Genomic DNA, 20,409 nt, shown 5'->3' with positions numbered 1-20,409 from the left:
CTGCGAACGCAGGAGCCCAAGATCACAAATGCGGCGCTCCGTAACCCTGGGCTCCTGCGTTCGCAGGAGAACGGGCGTGGGTCAACTAGCCTTGGTTGTGCGCTTGTACTGGAGGATCCAGCCTACGAGGCCGCCGGGGACTCCGCCAACCAGCGAGAAGAGCGCGTAGAAGGTGATCGCTATCTTCTGAGGTTCTTCGCCGACACCGCGAGGTTCGATGGCGAAGACGTAGATCGCGGTCAGCAGCGCGACGACCACCGGCCATAGGAAGCCGGCGATCATCGGTTGGAAGCGCGTCAGGAGCCCCACCGCGACGGGCACGAGGAACCCGATCGCGATGATGGCCCAGGTCATTAGTATACCCGCTTCTTGGGCTTGATGTAGTCGATGTCGTCGGTGAGCGTGTAGTCGTGGACCGGGCGGAAATCGATCTTGGTCTCGCCGCCCTTGCCGCCCCAGCCGTTGAAGGTGGTGATGGTGTGCTTCATCCAGTTCGCGTCGTCGCGCTCGGGGAAATCCTCGTGCATGTGGGCGCCGCGCGACTCGGTGCGGTTCGCCGCCGAGTTCATCGTCACGACCGCCTGGCCGATCAGATTGTCGAGCTCCATCGTCTCGACCAGATCGGTGTTCCAGATCATGCTGCGATCCTTCACGGCGACGTCGGTCATCCGGTTGTAGATGCCGGCCATCTTCTCGACGCCCTGGTTCAGGAGTTCGGTGTCGCGGAACACCGCGCAATGCTTCTGCATCGTCTGCTGCATGTCGAGACGGATCTGCGCGGTCGGCGAACCGCCCGACGCATTGCGGAAGTGATCGAGACGCGTCAGCGCGAGGTCTTCCGAACCCTTGGGCAGCGGCGCGTGTGCCGTGCCGGGCTTCAGCGTGTCCTTGATCCGCAGGCCGGTCGCGCGACCGAACACCACGAGATCGATCAGGCTGTTCGAACCGAGGCGGTTCGCACCGTGGACCGAGACGCACGCCGCTTCGCCAACCGCGAACAGGCCGGGGACGACCGCGTCGGGGTTACCGTCGACGAGGTTGACGACCTCGCCGTGGAAGTTGGTCGGGATGCCGCCCATGTTGTAGTGCACCGTCGGCGTGACCGGCAGCGGCTGGCGCGTCAGATCGACGCCGGCGAAGACCTTGCCGGTCTCGGTGATGCCCGGCAGGCGCTCGGCGAGCACCTTGGGATCGATGTGATCGAGATGCAGGAAGATGTGGTCGCCGTTCTTGCCGACGCCGCGGCCTTCGCGCATTTCGAGCGCCATCGAGCGGCTGACGACGTCGCGCGAGGCGAGGTCCTTCGCCGATGGGGCATAGCGCTCCATGAAGCGCTCGCCTTCGGAGTTGGTCAGGTACCCGCCCTCACCGCGTGCACCCTCGGTGATGAGCACGCCTGCGCCGTAGATGCCGGTCGGGTGGAACTGGACGAACTCCATGTCCTGGAGCGGCAGGCCGGCGCGGAGCACCATCGCGTTGCCGTCGCCGGTGCAGGTGTGCGCCGAGGTCGCCGAGAAATAGACGCGGCCGTAACCGCCGGTTGCCAGCACGGTCTGATGGCTGCGGAAGCGGTGGATCGAGCCGTCCTCCATGCACAGCGCGATGACGCCGCGGCAGACGCCGTTCTCCATGATCAGGTCGAGCGCGAAATACTCGACGAAGAAATCCGTGTTGTACTTCAGGCTCTGCTGGTACAGCGCGTGGAGCATCGCGTGCCCGGTACGATCGGCGGCGGCGGCGGTGCGCTGGACCGGAGGGCCCTCGCCCATATTCTGCATGTGGCCGCCGAACGGGCGCTGATAAATCGTGCCGTTTTCGTTACGGCTGAACGGCATACCGGCATGTTCGAGCTCGTAGACCGCCTGCGGGGCTTCGCGGCAGAGATACTCGATCGCGTCCTGGTCGCCGAGCCAGTCGGAACCCTTGACGGTGTCGAACATGTGCCAGGTCCAGTGATCCGGCGAGTTGTTGCCGAGCGAGGCGGCGATGCCGCCCTGTGCGGCGACGGTGTGCGAACGGGTCGGGAAGACCTTCGTGATGCACGCGGTCTTCAGGCCGCTCTCGGCGATGCCCATCGTCGCGCGCAGGCCGGAGCCGCCGGCACCGACGACGACCGCATCATAGGTATGATCGATGATCTTGTAGGCAGCGCCAGTTGTAGAATTTGGCATTACGCGGGGGCTCCGGAGAAGGCGACCTTCAGGATCGCGAACAGGGCGATGCCGCCCAGCGTGAAGGTGAACAGGTTGAGGAGGATCATCGTCACGACACGGCTCTCGCCGTGCTGGTAATCCTCGATCACGACCTGAAGACCGAGACGGAAGTGATAGAACACCGACAGGATCAACAGCGCCATCGGCACCGCGACCCAGGCCGATTGCAGCCAAAGATGGACCGCGGCGTAATCATAGCCGGGCATCCGCGCGACCGAGATCATCAGCCACGCCATGAGGAACAGGTTCGAGCCCGCCGTCAGGCGCTGCTGCCACCAGTGATGCGCGCCGTGCTTGGCGCTGCCCAGGCCGCGGACGCGACCGATTGCCGTACCCGAACCCATTACTTGATCCCCATGTAGAGCCAGAACACGACCGTCAGCGCGACGGACGCGACCATCGTCGCGATCGCGCCCATCTTGTTCCGCTTCAGTTCGTAGCCGGCGCCGATATCGAGCACCATGTGGCGGATGCCGGTCATCATGTGCTGGAACAGCGACAGCGTCAGCCCGACCGCGATGATATAGCCGAGGATGTTGAGCCGGCCGGTGTCGGTGGTGAACACGTCGACGAAGGTCGCGTAGGCCTGATCACCCGAGGCGATCGCAGCGAGCCACCAGACGAGCAGGATGCTGCCGACGGTCGCCATCCCGCTGCCGGTCACGCGGTGCAGGATCGAGACCAGCATGTGCGGGCCCCATTTATAGACCTGCAGATGGGGAGAAAGCGGGCGTGCCGGGTTGCGCGATGCCAAGGGCGGAGTCCTCGAACCAGAAGATGACGAACCAAGATCAGCTTGGTCCAGAATATATAGATTGAGCGACCTATTAGCCACCGCGTGCTGCGATGCAACCCATTGGGGCCGGTCCGATAACCCATGACACCACGCGCGTGATGCCGTGCGGGACACGATGGCCATGCACGTGACGTGACGTCGATCCCTAACCAGCCCTTAAGACATGGCGTGTAGCGATGGCGTCGTACATTCGATCCGGAGTTCACCGTCTTGACCACCAACGACCTGCCGGCCCCCGGCTCGATCGCGGCCTCCGTCGACCTGATGGCGCGGCTGCGGGTGTTCGATTTCGACGGATCGCTGACCGGAGCGAGCCGCGAAGTCTGGGCCGCGCTGGCGCCCGAGATCACGCATGTATCCAGGGCGTTCTGGGAACAGTGGCTGCAGTGTTTTTCCGACGAACGGATCTGGGCGCCGCACGAAACCGACCAGATGATCGAGATCGGTTGCACGTTCCTGCGCAATCGCTTTCTGGACACGAGTGGACGCGCCTGGATCGAATCGATCGAGCGGTCGGTCGCGACGGCCTATGTCGCCGACGTATCGCCGATGGCGCTGCTGTCGATGATCAGCGCGAGCGACCGCGCCGCGCTGGACGTGCTGATGCGCCGGGTCGATCGGTCGGATCCGAAGCTGCCGGTGTTCATCGACACGCTGATGCGGCTGTCGGCGCTGGAGGGCGAGATCACCGTCGCGATCTATAACCGCTACCAGATGCATACCGCGCAGGTCGCGCGCGATACGCTGGCGGCGGAGTTCCGCGACGGCATCGCGGCGATGGTCGAGACCGCGACCGACGAGGGGCATATGCTGCGCGAACAGGCGTTGCGGAGTTCCGCCTCGACGCGTGCGGTGCTCGGCAAGGCGAGCGAAGTCGCGGCCGCCGCTGAGCAGTCCGCGGTCGCGATGCGCGAAGCCGCGCAGACCGCCGCCGGCCTGATCCGCGCGATCGAGGATGCGCGGACCGAGGTGGAGGCCGCGGCGGAGATCGCCAACCGGGCATCGGCGCAGGCTGGCCAGGCGGTCGGCATGTCGGAAACGCTGAGCGATCATGCGAAGTCGATCGAGTCGATCCTGGGGCTGATCCGCGACATCGCCGGGCAGACCAACCTGCTCGCGCTGAACGCGACGATCGAGGCGGCGCGCGCGGGCGATGCCGGGCGCGGCTTCGCGGTGGTGGCGCAGGAGGTGAAGAGCCTCGCCAACCAGACCGCGCGGGCGACCGACGACATCGCTGCTAAGATCGCCGCGATCCAGTCGGCAACGCGCTCGACCGTAGAGACGAATGCGTCGATCAAGTCGACCGTCGCCGAGGTGCAAGAAAGTGCCGACCGGATCCGCTATGCGATGGAGGCGCAGGCGCAGACGGTGACCGCGATCACCGCGGCGGTGGACGAGACCGCACTCGCGGCGGATTCGATGTCCAACACGATCGCCGCGATCCGCGAGGATACCGAGACGGTCGCGACCGAAATCGACGGCGTGGGTCGCGGGTTCGACGTGCTCGACGGGCGGCTGAGCAACCTGAAGAACAGCGCGGGCGATTTCGTCGCCAGGGTCGCCGCCTGACGGACCCTTGGGAGGGGCAATGATCGAGCATCGGGACACGACGGCCGGTTTGGCCGGGCAAACTATCGAGCTACACCCAGTCCGGGACTGGGGTGGCGATCAGCGCCCCTTGCGCGAACACATCCGCGATTATGACTGGGATCACGCGATCGGGCCTGCGTGCGTGAAGCTGTGCGAACTCCTCGAACCTGCCGACCGCCGCCGGATCGCGGTATCCTTCTGGCAGCATTATCTGTCGTTGAAATCGGCCCGTCATGTCGTGGCCAAATTCCCGCCCGAACGGCTCGAGCAGCGGATCGTGGTAAGCACCGACTACGTCCTGATGAAATATGGCGCTCCCACGGACGACGCGTGGAAGGCGATGGCGATCAGCCATGCGGAGTATACGCGCCGCGCAGGCATTCCCTTGCGCGCGCTGCTGTCCGCCCTCGCCTTTGCGCACAGCGTGACGCTGACCCTGCTCGCCGACCGTCTCGGCGCGGACGTGCAGGCGATGCGGATCATGGGCGATGTGGTGCAGCGGCTGGCACTGGTCGAGGCGGACATCATGGCGTCGTATCTCGGTACGAGCGACGCGGAAGCGGCGCGGATCGAGCGCCTGGCGCGCGCATCGGACTTTCGCGGCAGTATCGCCGCATCGATCGAGCATACGGCGGCGCTCGGCACCCGGATCCGGGTGCAGGCTACCGGCGCATCGGCTTCGACACGCGGCATGCTCGGTCGGGCGAGCGAAGTCTCGGCGTCGGCCGAACAATCCGCGCTGGCGATGCGCGAGGCGGCCCGGACCACTGCCGGCCTGATTCGTGCAATCGAGGATGCGCGGATCGAAGTCGAGGCTGCAGCCGAGATCGCCGACCGGGCCAGCGCGCAGACCGGCGAGGCAGTCGAGACATCTGCGGCGCTCAGCGAGCATGCGAAATCAATCGAGTCGATCCTTGGGCTGATCCGCAGCATCGCGGGACAGACCAACCTGCTTGCGCTGAACGCGACGATCGAGGCGGCGCGCGCGGGCGATGCCGGACGCGGCTTTGCGGTGGTGGCGCAGGAAGTGAAGTCGCTCGCCAGCCAGACCGCGCGGGCAACCGACGACATCGCCTCGAAGATCGCCGCGATCCAGGCGGCGACTGCGGCGACGGTCGCGACTAATGCGGGGATCAAGGGGACCGTCGGCGAGGTGAAGGACAGCGCCGACCGCATACGGCATGCGATGGAGGCACAGGCGCACACGGTGACCGCGATCACCGCGGCCGTCGACGAGACCGCGCTGGCCGCGGATGCGATGTCGTCCACGATCGCGACGATCCGGGCTGATACGGAGGCGGTGGCGATCGAGATCGACCGGCTGGGTCACGCGTTCGGCGAGGTGGACGACCAGCTTGGCGTGCTGCGCGGTGCGGCGGACGGGTTTTCGGCTAGCGTGGCGTGAGGGCGGTCTAAGGAAATAAGGTAGAGTGGTTCACGCGGAGGCGCGGAGACGCGGAGGGTCTGGCGGAACCGGAGGTTCTTTAAAACTTTCGTTGGGGGGCACTTCGCCCGATCGACACGCACCCTCTCCGCGCCTCCGCGCCTCCGCGTGAACCCAATCCTTTGCTAGGGCTTGATGACGGATACGGCCTGCGGCGCTAGGGTAATCGCATGACCATTCTTCTTACAGGCTCGAGCCGGGGCATTGGCGCGGCCATTCATACGGCGCTGACCGACGCTGGCGCTTCCGTCATCGGGCATGGGACCGCTAGCGGTATCCCGGCCGACTTCAGCGATCCTGCGGGGCCGACTGCGTTGTGGAACGCTGCGCTGGAGCAGGCGGGCGGCACGATCGACGTGTTGATCAACAATGCTGGCGTGTTCGAGGCGGCAACGCTCGGCGATGACGACTGGACCGCGCAGTGGGAGCGGACGATGCGGATCAACCTGACCGCGTCGGCCGAGCTTTGCCGGATGGCGGTGCTGCATTGGCAATCGCGCGGGTTCGGTGGTCGGATCGTCAATATCGCGAGCCGGGCGGCGTATCGCGGGGATTCGCCGGCGCACTGGCATTATGCCGCGTCGAAGGCGGGGATGGTGGCGATGACCAAGACGATCGCCCGGGGGTATGCTCGGGAGGGCATCCTCGCCTTCGCGGTGTGCCCGGGGTTCACGATGACCGGGATGGCGGAGGACTATCTGTCGAGCCGTGGCGGCGATGCGTTGCTGGCGGATATTCCGCTCGGCCGGGTCGCGGCGCCGGAAGAAATCGCGGCGGCGGCGAAGTTTCTGGCGTTGGAGGCGCCGGCTTCGATGACGGGCTCGGTGATCGACGTGAACGGGGCGAGCTATGTCCGATAGTTGGAAGCTCACCCTCCCCTGCACGCGGGCGGAGGCGGAGGCGATCGATGCGAGTGGTGAGCTCACGATCGACGGCGTGTTGATGACGACCGAGGAGATCGAGGATGATGTCGAGTCTTGGCGGCTCGATGCGTATTTCGAGCATGAGCCGGCGGCGGATACGGTCGCGGCGGTGCGGGCGCTGGTGCCGAGTGCAGCGGGGGCCGAGATCGCGGTCGAGCGGTTGGGCGATGCGGACTGGGTGACGATGAGCCAGGCTGGGCTCGAGCCTTTGTCGGTCGGGCGGTTCTTCGTGCATACCGGCGCGCATGCGGGCGCGGTGCCGGCGGACAAGCGGGCGTTCCTGATCGAGGCTAGCCGGGCGTTCGGGACGGGGCATCACGAGACGACCAGCGGGTGTCTGGCGATGCTCGACGGGTTGGCGGATGCAAGGTTTGCGAACGTGATCGATATCGGGACGGGGACGGGGTTGCTGGCGTTTGCGGCGGCGCATCTTTGGCCTGAGGCCAGGGTGATGGGGACGGATATCGATCCTGTCTCGATCGATGTGACGGCTGAGAATGCGGCACTTAATGGGGTCGAGGGGATCGATCTGGTGGTTGCGGACGGTACGCTGGACGATGCGATCGTGGTTCGCGCGCCGTATGATCTGGTGATCGCGAATATTCTGGCGGGGCCGCTGGTGTCTATGGCGCCGGAGATTGCGTCTATTTCGGATGTCGGGGCGACGATCGTGCTGGCCGGGTTGTTGGAGACGCAGCGGGCTGGGGTCGTGGCGGCTTATGAGGCTTGCGGGTGTTCGCTCGAGGCGGTCGACCGGCGGGGGGATTGGAGTGTGCTTCGGCTGAAGGCTGGGGCGGTTAGGTTCGTGGCGGAGGGGCCGTTCGATCCTAAGGGACGTGATGGGTGGGCGCTGGATATTTGAGCGTTGCGGATATTTGAGTAACTGCCCTCCCCCCAGAAGAGTGTTCCCCCGCGAAGGCGGGGGTCCAGTCTGGGCCCCCGCCTTCGCGGGGGAACATCCTTTGGGGAGGGTTGCACTCCCCCATCTCTGCCGCCACCCCGGCGGAGGCCGGGGCCCAGTTGGGCGAACCCTTGCGATAGAACCGCACCGCTATCCCAACTGGGCCCCGGCCTTCGCCGGGGTGGTGGCTTCTAGAGGATCCTTATGCGGTCTCAGCGGATGCCTTCGACTTCGCGTAGTCCTGCGTGCCTTCGGTCAGCACCACATCGCCCGGCTCGATCCGCGCGACCGGGATATCCGGGAGCGCCTTCAGTTCCTCGTACAGCGGCGCGAAGTCCGTCTCTACCGTCAGCCTGAGCAACTCCTCGAAGCTCGGGATGACGAAGTAGTTCTGCTGGAAATCGTCGATCCGGTACTCGGTGCGCATCACGCGGGCCAAGTCCAGCGCGATGCGGTTGGGGCTTGGGTCGTCCAAGGCAAACCGCGTTTCTGCGTAGCTGGAGACGATGCCCGAGCCGTAAATGCGGAGGCCTTCGGGTTCCGCGATCAGGCCGAACTCGACCGTGTACCAGTAGAGCCGTCCCAAATATTTCAGCGCGTCGAGCCCGAGCGCACGCTGGCCACCGCGGCCGTAGGCGGCGAGGTAGTCGGCGAAGACGGGGTCGGCGAGCATCGGCACGTGGCCGAACACGTCGTGGAAGACGTCGGGTTCCTGGAGATAGTCGAGCTGGTCGGGGCGGCGGATGAAGTTGCCCGCGACGAACCGCCGGTTCGCCATGTGGTCGAAGAACACGTCGTCGGGAACGAGGCCGGGGACCGCGACGACCGACCAGCCGGTGAGCTTCGTCAGGCGCTCGGACAGTTCCTCGAAATCGGGGATGCCGGGTTTCGACAGCTTCAGCACGTCGAGCCCGCGCAGCCAGGCGTTCGAAGCGCGGCCGGGCAGCAGCTTCGACTGGCGCGCGAACAGCGTGTCCCAGGTCGCGTGATCCTCAGCGGTGTAGTCCGCCCAGTTCTGCGGGATCGTCCAGTCGGGAGCGCCTTCGGGTGGGGTGCTCAGCACATGTGTGTCATTGGCCATGCGGCTGGTCTAGCATGACGGAATGAAGACGGAAACGCGTTGGGTTACATGGATTTTACGGGCGATCGCGGCGGTGTTCGGGGTGGTCGCGAGCTATGCGGTGGCGGGGCTGGTCGGCGGGTCGATCCCCAGCAATCGCGGCTGGCGGGCGCCGGCCGGGGGCGTGCATATCTTCGTCGAGAGCAACGGCGTGCATACCGGGATCATCGTGCCGAAGGTTGCCGCTGGGGTGGACTGGCGCGGGGTGGCTCGGGCGGAGGATCTTCGCGACCCGCGCTATGGCGCGTTCGATCATGTGGCGTTCGGGTGGGGGGAGAAGACGTTCTACCTGGAGACGCCGACCTGGGCGGACGTGAAGCTGCGAACCGTGGTCGGCGCGGCGTTCGGCACTACGCGGACGTTGATGCATGTCGATCATCTGCCGAGGCCGCGTGCGGGCGATGGGGCTCGGGAGATCGTGGTGACGCCCGCGCAGTATCGGCGGTTGGCGGCGTATATCCGGGCTAGCTTTCGCGATGGGGGTGCGCGGTACCGGGGGTATGCGGGGTATGATGCGTTTTATGAGGCTAACGGTCGGTATAGCGCGGTGCGGACTTGTAATGCGTGGACGGGGAATGCTCTGCGGTTTGCGGGGGTTCGAGTTGGGCGGTGGACGCCGTTTCCGGTTACTGTGATGGGGTGGTTTTAGGGGGTGTCGTGAACCCCACAGCTTGTTCTCGCGCTTCCTTGTTCTCCCGCGAAGGCGGGAGTCCAGACTGGGCTCCCGCCTTCGCGGGAGAACAAGGGAGTCAGGGAACATTGGCGTGGGGCACCACCCCGGCGGAGGCCGGGGTCCAGTTGGGGGACGTTGCTGACTGAGCGCAGCGCTACGTTACTTCTGTTTCCCAACTGGGCCCCGGCCTTCGCCGGGGTGGTAGAAGGAAGCTCAATTCCCGGCGCGGTAGCCTTGGTATTGGCCGCATTCCGAGCGCTGTGGGTCGCGCTTGCAGCGCTTGGCGAGTTCCTTGCGCTGTTTGCCTTCTTTGGCTTCCTGCTTGCGCATCTTCTTGCCGTAGTTGCGGTCCGATTCTTCCTGGCTGGTCGTGGTCCAGTCGACCGCCTTGCCGGCGACCTGGAATGGTGCCTTCACGATCGAGGTTGCGGTGCTGATGCAGCCACTTACGATGAACGGCAGCACCGCGAGTACGGGAAGAACCTTACGCATTTACTTTACTCCTGCACGCGCCCGGTCGCGCGCTTCTGCCCCATATAGCGGAAAGTCGGTGAAGAAACCGTCGATACCTTGTGCAAGGCCTGCGTCGATCTCTGCGGCGATGTCGCCGTGGGCGGCGGGGTCGGTGCCGCGGCGGAAGCGGGTCGGTTCGAAATAGTTTTCGGCGCGGTAGGTCCAGGGGTGGACGCGTAGCCCCGCGGCGTGCGCGTCGGCGACCAGCGTGGTGGGGGTCGCGTCGGTCCAGAGCATGCTCTTGTTCGGGCCGATGCCGTAGGCGTAGGCCGCGACCGCTTTCAGGCCTTCGGGCGTGATCATCGCCTTGTAGCTCGGCTGTGCGCCATCGGCGGGACCGCCCTCGCCGTCCATGAGCTGGATCAGGCGGACTTTCGTCATCTTGTGGAGGCGCCGGAGGTTGGCGACCTCGAACGACTGGATGAACACCGGCGCTTTCGCCGAATCCCAACCGGCCTCGCGCAGTTCGGCGACCAGTTTCGCGTCGGTTGGATGGCCGATCTTGGCGAAATAGGTCGGATGCTTGGTCTCGGGGTAAATGCCGATCGTCCGGCCCGTCTCGGTCGTGCGGCGCTTGGCGAGCGCGATGATCTCGGCGAGCGTCGGGATTGCGAATTGGCCGTCAAAGGCGGTGTTCGCCGGGCGGAGCTTGGGCAGGCGTTCCTTCGCGCGCAGCGTCTTCAGTTCGGCGAGCGTGAAGTCCTCGACGAACCAGCCGGTCATCGTCTGGCCGTCGATCGTCTTGGTGGTTTTCCGCGCGGCGAATTCGGGATGGTCGGCGACGTTGGTCGTCTCCGCGATGTTGTTCTCGTGCCGCGCGACGAGGACGTCGTCCTTGGTCGGCACCAGATCGGGCTCGATGAAGTCCGCGCCCTGGTCGATCGCGAGCGAGTACGCCGCCAGCGTGTGCTCGGGCCGCAGACCGCTCGCGCCACGGTGCGCGATGACGATCGGGGGCGACAATCGGGGAGAAGCTGGCGTCATCGCAACAGCTTGCCCGCTCAGCGCTATGAACGCCAGCGTACCAACACGTGAGAGCTTGTCGCAATAGGAAACGATCGGTCGCATCGGCGTTGAGTCCTCGAAATCCGTACATTCCCGGCACATTCAACCAGGGGCACCGCCATGCATTTCACGATCAATGGTCAATCATATGACGCCGAGCCCGATATTCGCACGTCGGTGCTCGACCTGTGCCGCGAGCATCTCGGGCTGACGGGCTCGAAGAAGGGTTGCGATCATGGCCAGTGCGGCGCGTGCACGGTGCTGATCAACGGGCGCCGCGTCAATTCTTGCCTGACGCTCGCGGTGATGCACCAGGACGACGAGATCACGACGATCGAGGGCATCGGCCAGCCCGGCAACCTGCATGCATTGCAGGACGCGTTCGTGCGGCATGACGGGTATCAGTGCGGCTATTGCACGCCGGGGCAGATCTGTTCGGCGGTCGGCATGCTCGACGAGGTCAAGAAGGGCTGGGCCAGCCATGCGTCGGGCGACCTGACCGATCCAAAGTTCGACGATGCCGAGATTTCCGAGCGGATGAGCGGCAATCTGTGCCGCTGCGCCGCGTACCCGAACATCGTCGATGCGATCCGCGAAGTCGGTGGTGCCGAGCCAGCAGGCCGGACCGCGGACGAGAAGGACGCCGCGATGGAAGCCAATGCGCGTGGGGAGCTGGTGGCATGAAGACCTTCACCTACGAGAAGCCCGCGACGCCCGAGGCTGCGGTCAAGGACATCGATACGAGCGGCGCCAAGTTCATCGCGGGCGGCACCAACCTGCTCGACCTGATGAAGTTGCAGGTCGAGACGCCGGACAAGCTGGTCGACATCTCGCGGCTCGATCTCGCGAAGATCGAGGAGCGCGAGGATGGCGGGCTGACGATCGGTGCGCTGGTGCCGAACAGCGATCTCGCCGCTGATCGCCGCGTCGTCGCCAAGTACGAGGTGCTGAGCCGCGCGTTGCTCGCCGGCGCGTCGGGGCAGTTGCGCAACAAGGCGTCGACCGGGGGCAATCTGCTCCAGCGGACGCGGTGCTATTATTTCTACGACACCGCGGCTGCCTGCAACAAGCGCGAGCCGGGCAGCGGCTGTTCGGCAATCGGCGGCTTCAACCGCATCCTCGCCGTGCTGGGGACGAGCGAGCACTGCATCGCGACGCACCCGAGCGACATGGCGGTGGCGATGCGCGCGCTCGACGCGACGATCGTGACGCTGAAGGCGGACGGCGATCGTCGGCGGATCTCGATCCACGACTTCTACCGCCTGCCGGGTGATACGCCGCAGATCGAGAACGCACTCGAAGCGGGTGAACTGATCACGCACATCGAGCTGCCGGCGCCGGTCAAGGGCAAGCAGGAGTACCGCAAGGTGCGCGATCGTGCATCGTATGCGTTCGCGCTCGTCTCGGTGGCGGCGATCGTCGACGTGCAGGACGGCGTGATCGCGTCGGCCTCGCTCGCGTTCGGCGGGCTCGGGCCGATGCCGTGGCGCAACCCGGCGGTCGAGGCGGCTCTGGTCGGCAAGGCGCCGTCCGATGCCGTGTTCGAGGCTGCGGCGACCGCGCTGCTGGCCGATGCCAAGGGCTATGGCTCGAACGACTTCAAGATCCCCCTCGCCCGTCGCACGCTGATCGCGACGCTGCGCAACGTCACGGGAGCATAAGCATGTTTGGTCTTGGCACTACGAATAGCCTGACGATGGACAAGCCGCATCCGGACAGTCTTCTGGATACGGGCGTCCAGGGCGTCATCGGCAAGCCGCTCGACCGGATCGACGGTCCGCTGAAGGTCACGGGCACGGCGACCTATGCCGCGGAATACCAGTTCGCGAACATGGCGTACGGTGTACTGGTCGGCACGAAGATCTCGGCGGGCAAGGTCGTCTCGATCGACGTCGACGCGGTGAAGAGCATCCCCGGCGTGATCGACGTCGTCACCGATTTCGACCAGTTCATCCGCGTCTCGGCACAAGGTGGCGCGACCGATGCACCGACGCAGGGCGTGAAGGACATCGCGTTCTTCGGCCAGATCGTCGCGATCGTGCTCGCCGAGAGCTTCGAGGTCGCGCGCGATGCGGCGGCGCGGCTCCCGATCGAGTATGACGAGGCCGAAGGGCAGTACGACTTCGCCGCGCACCGCGACGAGACGCGGACGCCGCCGGACGACGCGACGCCGGCGCATTTCAAGCAGGGCGACGTCGACAAGGCGATGGCCGAGGCGGCGGTGACGATCGATTCGACCTATGTCACGCCGAGCCAGAATTCGGCGGCGATGGAGCCGCATGCCTCGACCGCGGTGTGGGAAGAGGACGGCTCGCTGTCGCTGTACGGCGCCTACCAGATGCCGACCTCGGATGCGCAGCAGCTGGCGAAGTCGCTGGGGCTGTCCGAGAAGAAGGTGCGGATCATCGCGCGCTATATCGGCGGCGGGTTCGGGTCGAAGCTTGGCATCGCGCCCGAGAGTGTCGCGGCGGCGATCGCGGCGAAGCAGCTTGGCCGTCCGGTCAAGGCGGTGATGTCGCGGCCGCAGGTGTTCGAGGCGACCGTGCGGCGGTCGAATACCGAGCAGCATGTGCGGCTCGCGGCGGACGCCGACGGCAAGTTGCTGGCGATCGGTCACGAGACGCTGACCTCGAACCAGCCGACCGAGGATTATTTCGAGCCTGCGGGTATCGGCACGCACCTGCTGTACGGCGGTGAGAACCGGCTGATCACGCATGAGGTGGTCGATGTGAACTTCGTGCTGTCGGGCTCGATGCGTGCGCCGGGCGAGGCGGTCGGGATGCTCGCACTCGAGGGCGCGATGGACGAGCTGGCCGAGAAGCTCGAGATGGATCCGATCGAGCTGCGCAAGCGCAACGATCCGAAGATCGACCCCGAGAAGGACGTGCCCTATTCGTCGCGCAACCTGACGCGTGCGCTCGACGAGGGTGCGAAGAAGTTCGGCTGGGACAAGCGCCAGAAGGCCGGCACGCGCCGCGAGGGCGAGTGGCTGATCGGCATGGGCGTCGCCTCGGCGGTGCGCGGCAACATGATGATGGAATCGTCCGCCAAGGTCGAAATCCATCCGGACGGCTCGGCGACGGTGTCGTCGGCGATGACCGATATCGGCACGGGCAGCTACACGATCCTGGCGCAGATCGCGTCGGAGATCCTGGGCATTCCGGTCGAGAACATCACGATGTCGCTGGGGGATACCAACGATCCTCCGGCCGCTGGTTCGGGCGGTTCGTGGGGTGCGGCGTCTTCGGGTACTGCCGTGTATCTGGCGTGCGAGATGCTGCGTGGGAAGCTGGCCAAGGCGGCGGGCGTCGACGAGGACGGCCTGACGCTCAAGGACGGCAACGCGATCGGCGACAATCGCTCGACACCAATCGGCGAGCTGGTCGGCAAGGGTTTCGAAGCTACCGGGCACATCAAGCCGGGCAAGCAGGAGAAGGAGACCTCGCAGGCCGGGTTCGGCGCGCATTTCGCGGAGGTCGCGGTCAACGTGATCACTGGCGAGACGCGGGTGCGGCGGATGCTCGGGTCGTTCGCGGCGGGGCGTGTGCTCAACGCGAAGACCGCGCGGTCGCAGTGCCTGGGCGGGATGACCTTCGGGATCGGCGCGGCGCTGACCGAGGACCTGATCCACGATACACGCACCGGCAAGCTGGTGAACCACGATCTGGCGGAATATCACGTGCCGGCGAATGCGGACATTCCGCAGATGGACGTCCACTTCGTCGACGAGCGCGACATCCATGCGAACCCGATCCACGCGAAGGGGATCGGCGAGCTGGGGATTTCGGGTGCGGGTGCTGCGGTGGCGAACGCGGTGTATAATGCGACGGGGATCCGGGTGCGCGAGTTCCCGATCACGCTCGACAAGCTGCTGGATCAGTTGCCGGCTGTTTGAGGGCGGAAGCTGAGCCGTCTCCTTCTAGTTCCCCCGCGAAAGCGGGGGCCCAGGAGCCACGCAGGATAACGCCCGTAACCCTGGATCCCCGCCTTCGCGGGGAAACGGGAAATGTTGCGGGCGTTTTCTTTCAGGCGCGGAAGGGCGGTTCGTCTCGTCAAACGCCCCTGCGTTACCCATATCCCTCCCTCCACCCGAGGACCGCAGAATGAACGAACACGTGATGGATGCGGCGTTTCGGCCGGGTGGTCTCGATCGCGCCAAGCAGGGCGTTCTCGGGCTCGGGCTCGACCGGATCGAGGGACCGGCTAAGGTTTCCGGGGTCGCGGACTATGCGTATGAGGGCACGCCCGACGGCATCGCGTATGCCGCGATCGTCGGCACGCCGGTCGGCAGCGGACGCATCCTTGGCATCGATATCAGTGCCGCCGAGGCGTTGCCTGGCGTCATCGCCATCATTCATAACGACCCGCGCATGCCGGCTGGCGAGGCCAACTCGCGCGCGATGCCGCTGTTCGATACCGACGTCATCCTGCACCTCGGCCAGCCGGTCGCGATCGTCGTCGCGGAGGACCAGGCGATCGCGCGCGATGCCGCGGCGCTGGTCGTGGTTCGTACCGAGGGGGGCGAGGATCGGTTCGACGTCGAGGCGCAGCCGGTCGACACCGCGCCGAAGATCGGCTTCCTGCCGCCGATCGACAACGGTGATCTCGACGCGGTGATGGCGGACGCGGCGGTGACGTTCGATCGGACCTACACGACGCCCGTGCATTTCCCGGCCGCGCTGGAGCCGCATGCGACGACGGCGTGGTGGGAGGGCGGCAAGCTCACCGTGCGCACCAGCAACCAGGTGATCGGCGGCGCGCGCAAGACGATCGCCAAGGCGCTGAAGATCGATGCGGACAAGGTGCGTGTCCTCGCGCCGTATGTCGGCGGTGGGTTCGGGGGCAAGACAGGCGTCGGGCCCGAGGCGATCCTCGCGGCGATCGCGGCGGAGGTCGTCGGGCGGCCGGTGAAGGTCGCCCTGCCCCGCCGCCAGACCGCGTATATGGTGCATCACCGCTCGCATACGACGCAGCGGATCCGGATCGCGGCCGACGCAAACGGCGTGATCCTGGGCATGGGGCATGAGAGCGTCGTCGCACAGAACGACGATGGCGAGTTTCTCGAACCGGTGCCGTTTGGGACCTTGCCGCTGTACCGGGGCGACGCGCGGCGGTTCAAGACCGACCTGGTGCGCGTCGACCTGCCCGCGAGCGGTGCGGTGCGCGCGCCGGGCGAGGCGGTGGGGACGTTCGGAGTCGAGTGCGCGATGGACGAACTCGCCGAGCAGCTTGGGATCGATCCGATCGAACTTCGGCGGCGCAACGAGCCCGAGACCGATCCGGTGAGCGGCAAGCCCTTCTCCACGCGGCGGATGCTCGATTGCTACACGCAAGGGGCGGAGCGGTTTGGCTGGCCGGCGAACGTGCCGGCGCCGGGGTCCGTGCGCGACGGCAAGTGGCTGGTCGGGATCGGCATGGCGGCGAGCTTGCGCGGCAACTTCACCGTCGAGGCGCAGGCGCGCGTGCGGCTGGAGGCGGATGGCCGCGCGACGGTCGAGTGCGACATGACCGATATCGGCACGGGGACGTACACCATCCTCGCGCAGACTGCGGGCGAGATGCTTGGGCTGCCCGTGGCGGAGGTGAACGTGCGACTGGGCGATACCGACTTTCCGCCGAGCGCGGGGTCGGGCGGGTCGTTCGGCGCTGGCAGCGCGTGTTCGGCGGTGGTGCTGGCGTGCGAGGATATCCTCGGCGAACTAGCGCTGCGGATGAACGCCGCGCCCGAGGATTTGAGCCTGCACGACGGGTGCGTGAGCGCTGGCGGACGATCGGTGAAACTAGCCGATCTGGTGCGCGGCGAACCGATTGTGGCGATGGGCAAGACCGGGCCGGGTGTCGAGAGCAAGCGCACCAGCCAGGCGAGCCACGGCGCGCACTTCGTCGAGGTCGCGGTCAACGCGGTGACGGGCGAGACGCGCGTGCGGCGGATGCTGGGCGTGTTCGATGTCGGGCGCGTGCTCAATCGCAAGACCGCGACGAGCCAGATCACCGGCGGGATGGCGTGGGGGATCGCCTATGCGCTGAGCGAAGAGGGCATCGTCGACACGCGGACGGGGGCATTCGTGAACCCCGATTTCGGCGAATATCATGTCGCGGTGAATGCCGACATTCCGCAGCTGGAAGTGCATTTCATCGAGGAGATCGACGACTCCGCGAACCCGGTAGGGGCGAAGGGCGTTGGGGAGTTGGGGATCTCCGGCGCGGGGGCTGCGGTGGCGAATGCCATCTACAACGCGACGGGGGTGCGGGTTCGGGACTTTCCGGTGACGCTCGACAAGCTGCTCGAAGGGTTGCCCGCCGTCTGATCCTCCCCAGCATGGGGAGGGGGACCGCGCCCGTTGGCGTGGTGGAGGGGGGCGACCCCGAGCGCAACGTCTGCGGCTGGCCCCCTCCGCCAGCTGCGCTGGTCCCCCTCCCCGCGTACGGGGAGGATTAGAAAGAGAACGAGACATGGCCGAAAACGATAGCGTACTCGCTGCTGCGAAGACCTGGAAGGGCGAGAAGATGGCGATCGCCACGGTCGTCTCGACCTGGGGCTCCGCGCCGCGGCCCAAGGGGAGCCATATGCTCGTCCATGCCGATGGGCGGTTCGAGGGTTCCGTCTCCGGCGGGTGCGTAGAGAGCGACATCCTCGCCACCGCCGCCGAGGTGATCGCGGGGGCGCCGTTCCAGGTGCGCAACTACGGCGTGGCGGATGCGGCGGCGTGGGAAGTCGGGCTGCCGTGCGGCGGCGAGATCGCGGTGATGGTGCAGCCGGTGTCGGCCGAAGGGTTCGATCCCGAACTGTTCGACCGGATCGCCGATGCGCGCGACCACGGCGATGCGCTGACGGTGACGACCGATCTCGCGACCGGGCACAGCGACGCTCGGCCGCTGGAGACGGGCGAGGTGTTCGTCAACCGCTACGATCCGCCGCGCCGGCTGCTGATCGTCGGCGCGGTGCAGATCGCGCAGGCGTTGGCGGGGCTCGCGCGCGAACTCGGAATCGAGACTATCGTGATCGATCCGCGCGCGCGCTTCCTGACCGAGGAGCGGTTTCCCGGCGTCACGCTCGACGATCGCTGGCCGGACGAGGCGATCGCCGCGCTCCGCCCCGGTCCCTCGACCGCGGTCGTGACGCTGAGCCACGACATCAAGATCGACGATCCCGCGCTGATCGCGGCGCTCGCGTCCGATGCCGCGTATGTCGGTGCGCTCGGCAGCCGCAAGAGCCACGCGGCGCGGCGCGAGCGGCTTGCCTCGGAGGGCGTTACCGCGGAGAACATCGACCGGATCGATGCGCCGGTCGGGCTCGACATCGGCGCGATCGGACCATCGGAAATCGCGCTGTCGGTCGCGGCGGCGATGATAGGAGCGTTCAATGATCGCCGCTGAAAACGTCTTCCTCATCCTCCTCGCCGCAGGCCGCTCGGAGCGGTTCGGCATCCCCAACAAGCTCGAGGTGCCGTTCCTCAACAAGCCGCTTGGGATGCACGTCGTCACCGCGTTCGAGAACATTCCGTTCAAGCGCCGGCTGGTCGTCACCGACGGTTGCAAGCTCGACTTCATCAGCCATCATTTCGAGGTCGTGCATAACGACGATCCGTCGTCGGGGATGTCGCAGTCTGTGAAGCTCGGCGTGCAGTGCGCCAAGGACGAGGGTGCGGAGGCGGTGCTGATCGCGCTCGCCGACATGCCGCGCGTGACCGCGGCGCATATCTACCGAATGCTCGATGCCGCCGACAGCGCGGACGCCGTTGTCGCGTCGAGCGATGGCGAGAAGCCGAGCCCCCCCGCCCTGTTCGGGCGCGATCGGTTCGATTTCCTGCTGACGCTGGACGGCGATGCGGGTGCGCGCGACCTGGTGAAGGCGGGGCGGCACGTCGTGACCGCGCCCGCCGAGCTGATCGATATCGATACGCCCGAGGATCTCGACCGGCTGCAGGCGCTGGTCCACGATCCCAAGGCGGCGATCACTCGTGCCTTAACGCGTCGATAGGGTTCATCGCCGCCGCGCGCCGGGCCGGGAAATAGCCGAAGACGACGCCGATCACCGCGGAGATCGCAAACGCGAAGATGTTGATCTCGGGTACGAACAGCCACTGAACCTTGATCAGCGGCGCGATGATCGCGATCGCGGCCTGCGCGACGATCAGCCCGATGACGCCGCCCAAGCACGAAAGCGCGATCGCCTCGACGAGGAACTGCAACAGCACCTCGCGCGCGACTGCGCCGATGGCGAGACGGATGCCGATCTCGCGCGTGCGCTCGGTCACCGACACCAGCATGATGTTCATGATACCGATCCCGCCGACCACCAGGCTGATCCCGGCGACCGCGGCGACGATCCCGGTGAGGAGGGTCGTGGTGCCGGTGAGCGTGTCCGAGATCTGCTTGGTGTCGAAGATGTTGAAGTCGTCGGGCTTGTCGCCGGTGATGGTACGGCGTTCGCGGAGCAGGTCGGTGATCCCGGCCTGAACGGTGCTGGTTGAGAAGCGCTCGTCGACGCCGACCAGCATCAGGCGGATATCGCGGTTGCCGGTGAAGCGCCGTTGGACCGCCTTGATCGGCATGACAACCGTGTCGTCCTGATCGCCGCCGAACCCGGCCTGGCCGCGCGTGGTCAGCACGCCGATCACGTCGCAGCTGATCGACCCGATACGGAAACGGTGGCCGACCGGATCGCCGCCGGGGAACAGGTTTTTCGAGACGGTATTGCCGATGATGCAGACCGCGGCACCGGCGCTTTCCTCGACCGGCGTCCAGCGGCGGCCCGAGGCGAGCGGCCAAGGCTGGACCTGGAAGATGGCGTCGGTGGTGCCGTTGATCGTGGTCGACCAGTTGGCGCCTTCGTAGATCGCGGTGGCGGTGGCGCTGGCTTGCGGCGCGACCGCGGTGACGCCGGCGATCTGGTTGGCGATCGCGGCGACGTCCTCGGGCTTGAAGTCGGGCGGACGCGGGCCGCCGCCGCCGCGCCCGAAGCCCTGGCCGGGGCGGACCTGGAGGATGTTGGTGCCGAGCGCGGAGATCGACTGCTGGACGGCGGCGGTGGTCGCCTTGCCGAGCGTGACCATCGTCACTACCGCGCCGACGCCGATGACGATGCCGAGGATGGTGAGGAACGACCGCAGGAGGTGGCGGCGGATCGAGCGGAGCGCGAGGACAAGGGTTGTGCCGAACATTATCGCGTCGCTCCGGGATCGAGAGCGCAGTCTTGCTGCTCCCCTTCCGCTTGCGGGAGGGGTCGGG

Annotated in this window: 19 protein-coding genes; 11 read left to right on the top strand and 8 right to left on the bottom strand. The window is 66.4% G+C overall.

From position 1 onward, the window contains the following. Positions 1–81: 81 nt before the first annotated feature. Genes C8J25_RS02110 through sdhC form a run of 4 tightly spaced genes read right to left on the bottom strand, consistent with a single transcriptional unit; the run spans position 82 to position 2,967 of the window. Entirely contained in the window at positions 82–354 is a 273-nt protein-coding gene (locus tag C8J25_RS02110) for a hypothetical protein (RefSeq protein ID WP_107952055.1), read from the bottom strand. Then, entirely contained in the window at positions 354–2,171 is a 1,818-nt protein-coding gene (gene sdhA / locus C8J25_RS02105) for a succinate dehydrogenase flavoprotein subunit (protein ID WP_107952054.1), read from the bottom strand. The genes C8J25_RS02110 and sdhA overlap by 1 nt, the downstream gene beginning before the upstream one ends. After that, on the bottom strand, positions 2,171–2,557 hold the full coding sequence (gene sdhD / locus C8J25_RS02100; protein ID WP_056484571.1) for a succinate dehydrogenase, hydrophobic membrane anchor protein: 387 nt from the start codon (positions 2,555–2,557) through the stop codon (positions 2,171–2,173). The genes sdhA and sdhD overlap by 1 nt, the downstream gene beginning before the upstream one ends. After that, positions 2,557–2,967, bottom strand: a complete 411-nt coding sequence (gene sdhC, locus C8J25_RS21005; protein WP_263816927.1) for a succinate dehydrogenase, cytochrome b556 subunit — start codon at positions 2,965–2,967, stop codon at positions 2,557–2,559. Before sdhC ends, sdhD begins: the two co-directional genes overlap by 1 nt. A 267-nt stretch (positions 2,968–3,234) precedes the next feature. On the opposite strand from sdhC, the gene C8J25_RS02090 reads away from it, so the two are divergent. The 4 genes from C8J25_RS02090 (at position 3,235) to C8J25_RS02075 (ending at position 7,828) form a co-directional block, all read left to right on the top strand. Continuing rightward, entirely contained in the window at positions 3,235–4,578 is a 1,344-nt protein-coding gene (locus C8J25_RS02090) for a methyl-accepting chemotaxis protein (protein ID WP_107952610.1), read from the top strand. 109 nt (positions 4,579–4,687) lie between these two features. After that, positions 4,688–6,004, top strand: a complete 1,317-nt coding sequence (locus C8J25_RS02085) for a methyl-accepting chemotaxis protein (RefSeq protein WP_244186664.1) — start codon at positions 4,688–4,690, stop codon at positions 6,002–6,004. Positions 6,005–6,213: 209 nt separating this feature from the next. Continuing rightward, entirely contained in the window at positions 6,214–6,903 is a 690-nt protein-coding gene (locus tag C8J25_RS02080) for an SDR family NAD(P)-dependent oxidoreductase (protein WP_107952051.1), read from the top strand. After that, on the top strand, positions 6,893–7,828 hold the full coding sequence (locus C8J25_RS02075) for a 50S ribosomal protein L11 methyltransferase (protein ID WP_107952050.1): 936 nt from the start codon (positions 6,893–6,895) through the stop codon (positions 7,826–7,828). The genes C8J25_RS02080 and C8J25_RS02075 overlap by 11 nt, the downstream gene beginning before the upstream one ends. Before the next feature lie 241 nt (positions 7,829–8,069). Here C8J25_RS02075 and phhA read toward each other — a convergent pair whose 3' ends face one another. Beyond that, positions 8,070–8,948 (bottom strand): phenylalanine 4-monooxygenase, encoded by an 879-nt coding sequence (gene phhA, locus C8J25_RS02070; protein ID WP_107952049.1) that lies wholly within the window; start codon positions 8,946–8,948, stop codon positions 8,070–8,072. Between the two features lie 22 nt (positions 8,949–8,970). On the opposite strand from phhA, the gene C8J25_RS02065 reads away from it, so the two are divergent. Further along, a complete protein-coding gene (locus tag C8J25_RS02065; protein ID WP_107952048.1) occupies positions 8,971–9,636 on the top strand; it encodes a TIGR02117 family protein in 666 nt (221 codons plus the stop codon). Positions 9,637–9,873: 237 nt separating this feature from the next. On the opposite strand, the gene C8J25_RS02060 is transcribed toward C8J25_RS02065, so the two are convergent. Continuing rightward, positions 9,874–10,152, bottom strand: coding sequence for a hypothetical protein (locus C8J25_RS02060; RefSeq protein ID WP_107952047.1), 279 nt, complete (start codon positions 10,150–10,152; stop codon positions 9,874–9,876). Then, positions 10,153–11,157, bottom strand: a complete 1,005-nt coding sequence (locus C8J25_RS02055; RefSeq protein ID WP_107952607.1) for a glycerophosphodiester phosphodiesterase — start codon at positions 11,155–11,157, stop codon at positions 10,153–10,155. It lies immediately after the preceding gene. Positions 11,158–11,298: 141 nt separating this feature from the next. Here C8J25_RS02055 and C8J25_RS02050 point away from each other — a divergent pair, with 141 nt between their 5' ends. The 6 genes from C8J25_RS02050 (at position 11,299) to C8J25_RS02025 (ending at position 19,159) form a co-directional block, all read left to right on the top strand. Beyond that, positions 11,299–11,862, top strand: a complete 564-nt coding sequence (locus C8J25_RS02050) for a 2Fe-2S iron-sulfur cluster-binding protein (RefSeq protein WP_082441359.1) — start codon at positions 11,299–11,301, stop codon at positions 11,860–11,862. Then, positions 11,859–12,839: an FAD binding domain-containing protein gene (locus tag C8J25_RS02045; protein WP_107952046.1), complete on the top strand. Its 981-nt coding sequence runs from the start codon at positions 11,859–11,861 to the stop codon at positions 12,837–12,839. Before C8J25_RS02050 ends, C8J25_RS02045 begins: the two co-directional genes overlap by 4 nt. Before the next feature lie 2 nt (positions 12,840–12,841). Beyond that, positions 12,842–15,073: a xanthine dehydrogenase family protein molybdopterin-binding subunit gene (locus tag C8J25_RS02040; protein WP_107952045.1), complete on the top strand. Its 2,232-nt coding sequence runs from the start codon at positions 12,842–12,844 to the stop codon at positions 15,071–15,073. 208 nt (positions 15,074–15,281) lie between these two features. After that, entirely contained in the window at positions 15,282–17,486 is a 2,205-nt protein-coding gene (locus tag C8J25_RS02035; RefSeq protein WP_107952044.1) for a xanthine dehydrogenase family protein molybdopterin-binding subunit, read from the top strand. A gap of 145 nt (positions 17,487–17,631) precedes the next feature. After that, positions 17,632–18,555 carry an XdhC family protein gene (locus C8J25_RS02030; RefSeq protein WP_107952043.1) on the top strand — a complete coding sequence of 308 codons (924 nt, stop codon included), beginning with the start codon at positions 17,632–17,634 and terminating at the stop codon, positions 18,553–18,555. After that, positions 18,542–19,159, top strand: a complete 618-nt coding sequence (locus C8J25_RS02025; protein WP_107952042.1) for a nucleotidyltransferase family protein — start codon at positions 18,542–18,544, stop codon at positions 19,157–19,159. The genes C8J25_RS02030 and C8J25_RS02025 overlap by 14 nt, the downstream gene beginning before the upstream one ends. Here C8J25_RS02025 and C8J25_RS02020 read toward each other — a convergent pair. Then, complete coding sequence (locus C8J25_RS02020; RefSeq protein WP_107952041.1) at positions 19,134–20,342, bottom strand: ABC transporter permease; 1,209 nt, start codon at positions 20,340–20,342, stop codon at positions 19,134–19,136. The genes C8J25_RS02025 and C8J25_RS02020 overlap by 26 nt on opposite strands. Positions 20,343–20,409: the final 67 nt, after the last annotated feature.

Origin of the sequence: Sphingomonas faeni, from assembly GCF_003053745.1 — a bacterium.
GTDB lineage: Bacteria > Pseudomonadota > Alphaproteobacteria > Sphingomonadales > Sphingomonadaceae > Sphingomonas > Sphingomonas faeni.
This window is presented reverse-complemented; position numbering and strand designations above follow the sequence as displayed.

What these genes read in the sequence shown, in the direction of transcription:
- C8J25_RS02055 (WP_107952607.1), bottom strand. Translation starts at nt 11,157, where the DNA reads ATGACGCCAGCTTCTCCCCGATTGTCGCCCCCGATCGTCATCGCGCAC.
- C8J25_RS02035 (WP_107952044.1), top strand. Translation starts at nt 15,282, where the DNA reads ATGAACGAACACGTGATGGATGCGGCGTTTCGGCCGGGTGGTCTCGAT.
- C8J25_RS02065 (WP_107952048.1), top strand. Translation starts at nt 8,971, where the DNA reads ATGAAGACGGAAACGCGTTGGGTTACATGGATTTTACGGGCGATCGCG.
- C8J25_RS02060 (WP_107952047.1), bottom strand. Translation starts at nt 10,152, where the DNA reads ATGCGTAAGGTTCTTCCCGTACTCGCGGTGCTGCCGTTCATCGTAAGT.
- C8J25_RS02020 (WP_107952041.1), bottom strand. Translation starts at nt 20,342, where the DNA reads ATGTTCGGCACAACCCTTGTCCTCGCGCTCCGCTCGATCCGCCGCCAC.
- sdhD (WP_056484571.1), bottom strand. Translation starts at nt 2,557, where the DNA reads ATGGGTTCGGGTACGGCAATCGGTCGCGTCCGCGGCCTGGGCAGCGCC.
- C8J25_RS02050 (WP_082441359.1), top strand. Translation starts at nt 11,299, where the DNA reads ATGCATTTCACGATCAATGGTCAATCATATGACGCCGAGCCCGATATT.
- C8J25_RS02030 (WP_107952043.1), top strand. Translation starts at nt 17,632, where the DNA reads ATGGCCGAAAACGATAGCGTACTCGCTGCTGCGAAGACCTGGAAGGGC.
- C8J25_RS02040 (WP_107952045.1), top strand. Translation starts at nt 12,842, where the DNA reads ATGTTTGGTCTTGGCACTACGAATAGCCTGACGATGGACAAGCCGCAT.
- C8J25_RS02025 (WP_107952042.1), top strand. Translation starts at nt 18,542, where the DNA reads ATGATCGCCGCTGAAAACGTCTTCCTCATCCTCCTCGCCGCAGGCCGC.
- phhA (WP_107952049.1), bottom strand. Translation starts at nt 8,948, where the DNA reads ATGGCCAATGACACACATGTGCTGAGCACCCCACCCGAAGGCGCTCCC.
- C8J25_RS02045 (WP_107952046.1), top strand. Translation starts at nt 11,859, where the DNA reads ATGAAGACCTTCACCTACGAGAAGCCCGCGACGCCCGAGGCTGCGGTC.
- C8J25_RS02110 (WP_107952055.1), bottom strand. Translation starts at nt 354, where the DNA reads ATGACCTGGGCCATCATCGCGATCGGGTTCCTCGTGCCCGTCGCGGTG.
- C8J25_RS02075 (WP_107952050.1), top strand. Translation starts at nt 6,893, where the DNA reads ATGTCCGATAGTTGGAAGCTCACCCTCCCCTGCACGCGGGCGGAGGCG.
- sdhA (WP_107952054.1), bottom strand. Translation starts at nt 2,171, where the DNA reads ATGCCAAATTCTACAACTGGCGCTGCCTACAAGATCATCGATCATACC.
- C8J25_RS02080 (WP_107952051.1), top strand. Translation starts at nt 6,214, where the DNA reads ATGACCATTCTTCTTACAGGCTCGAGCCGGGGCATTGGCGCGGCCATT.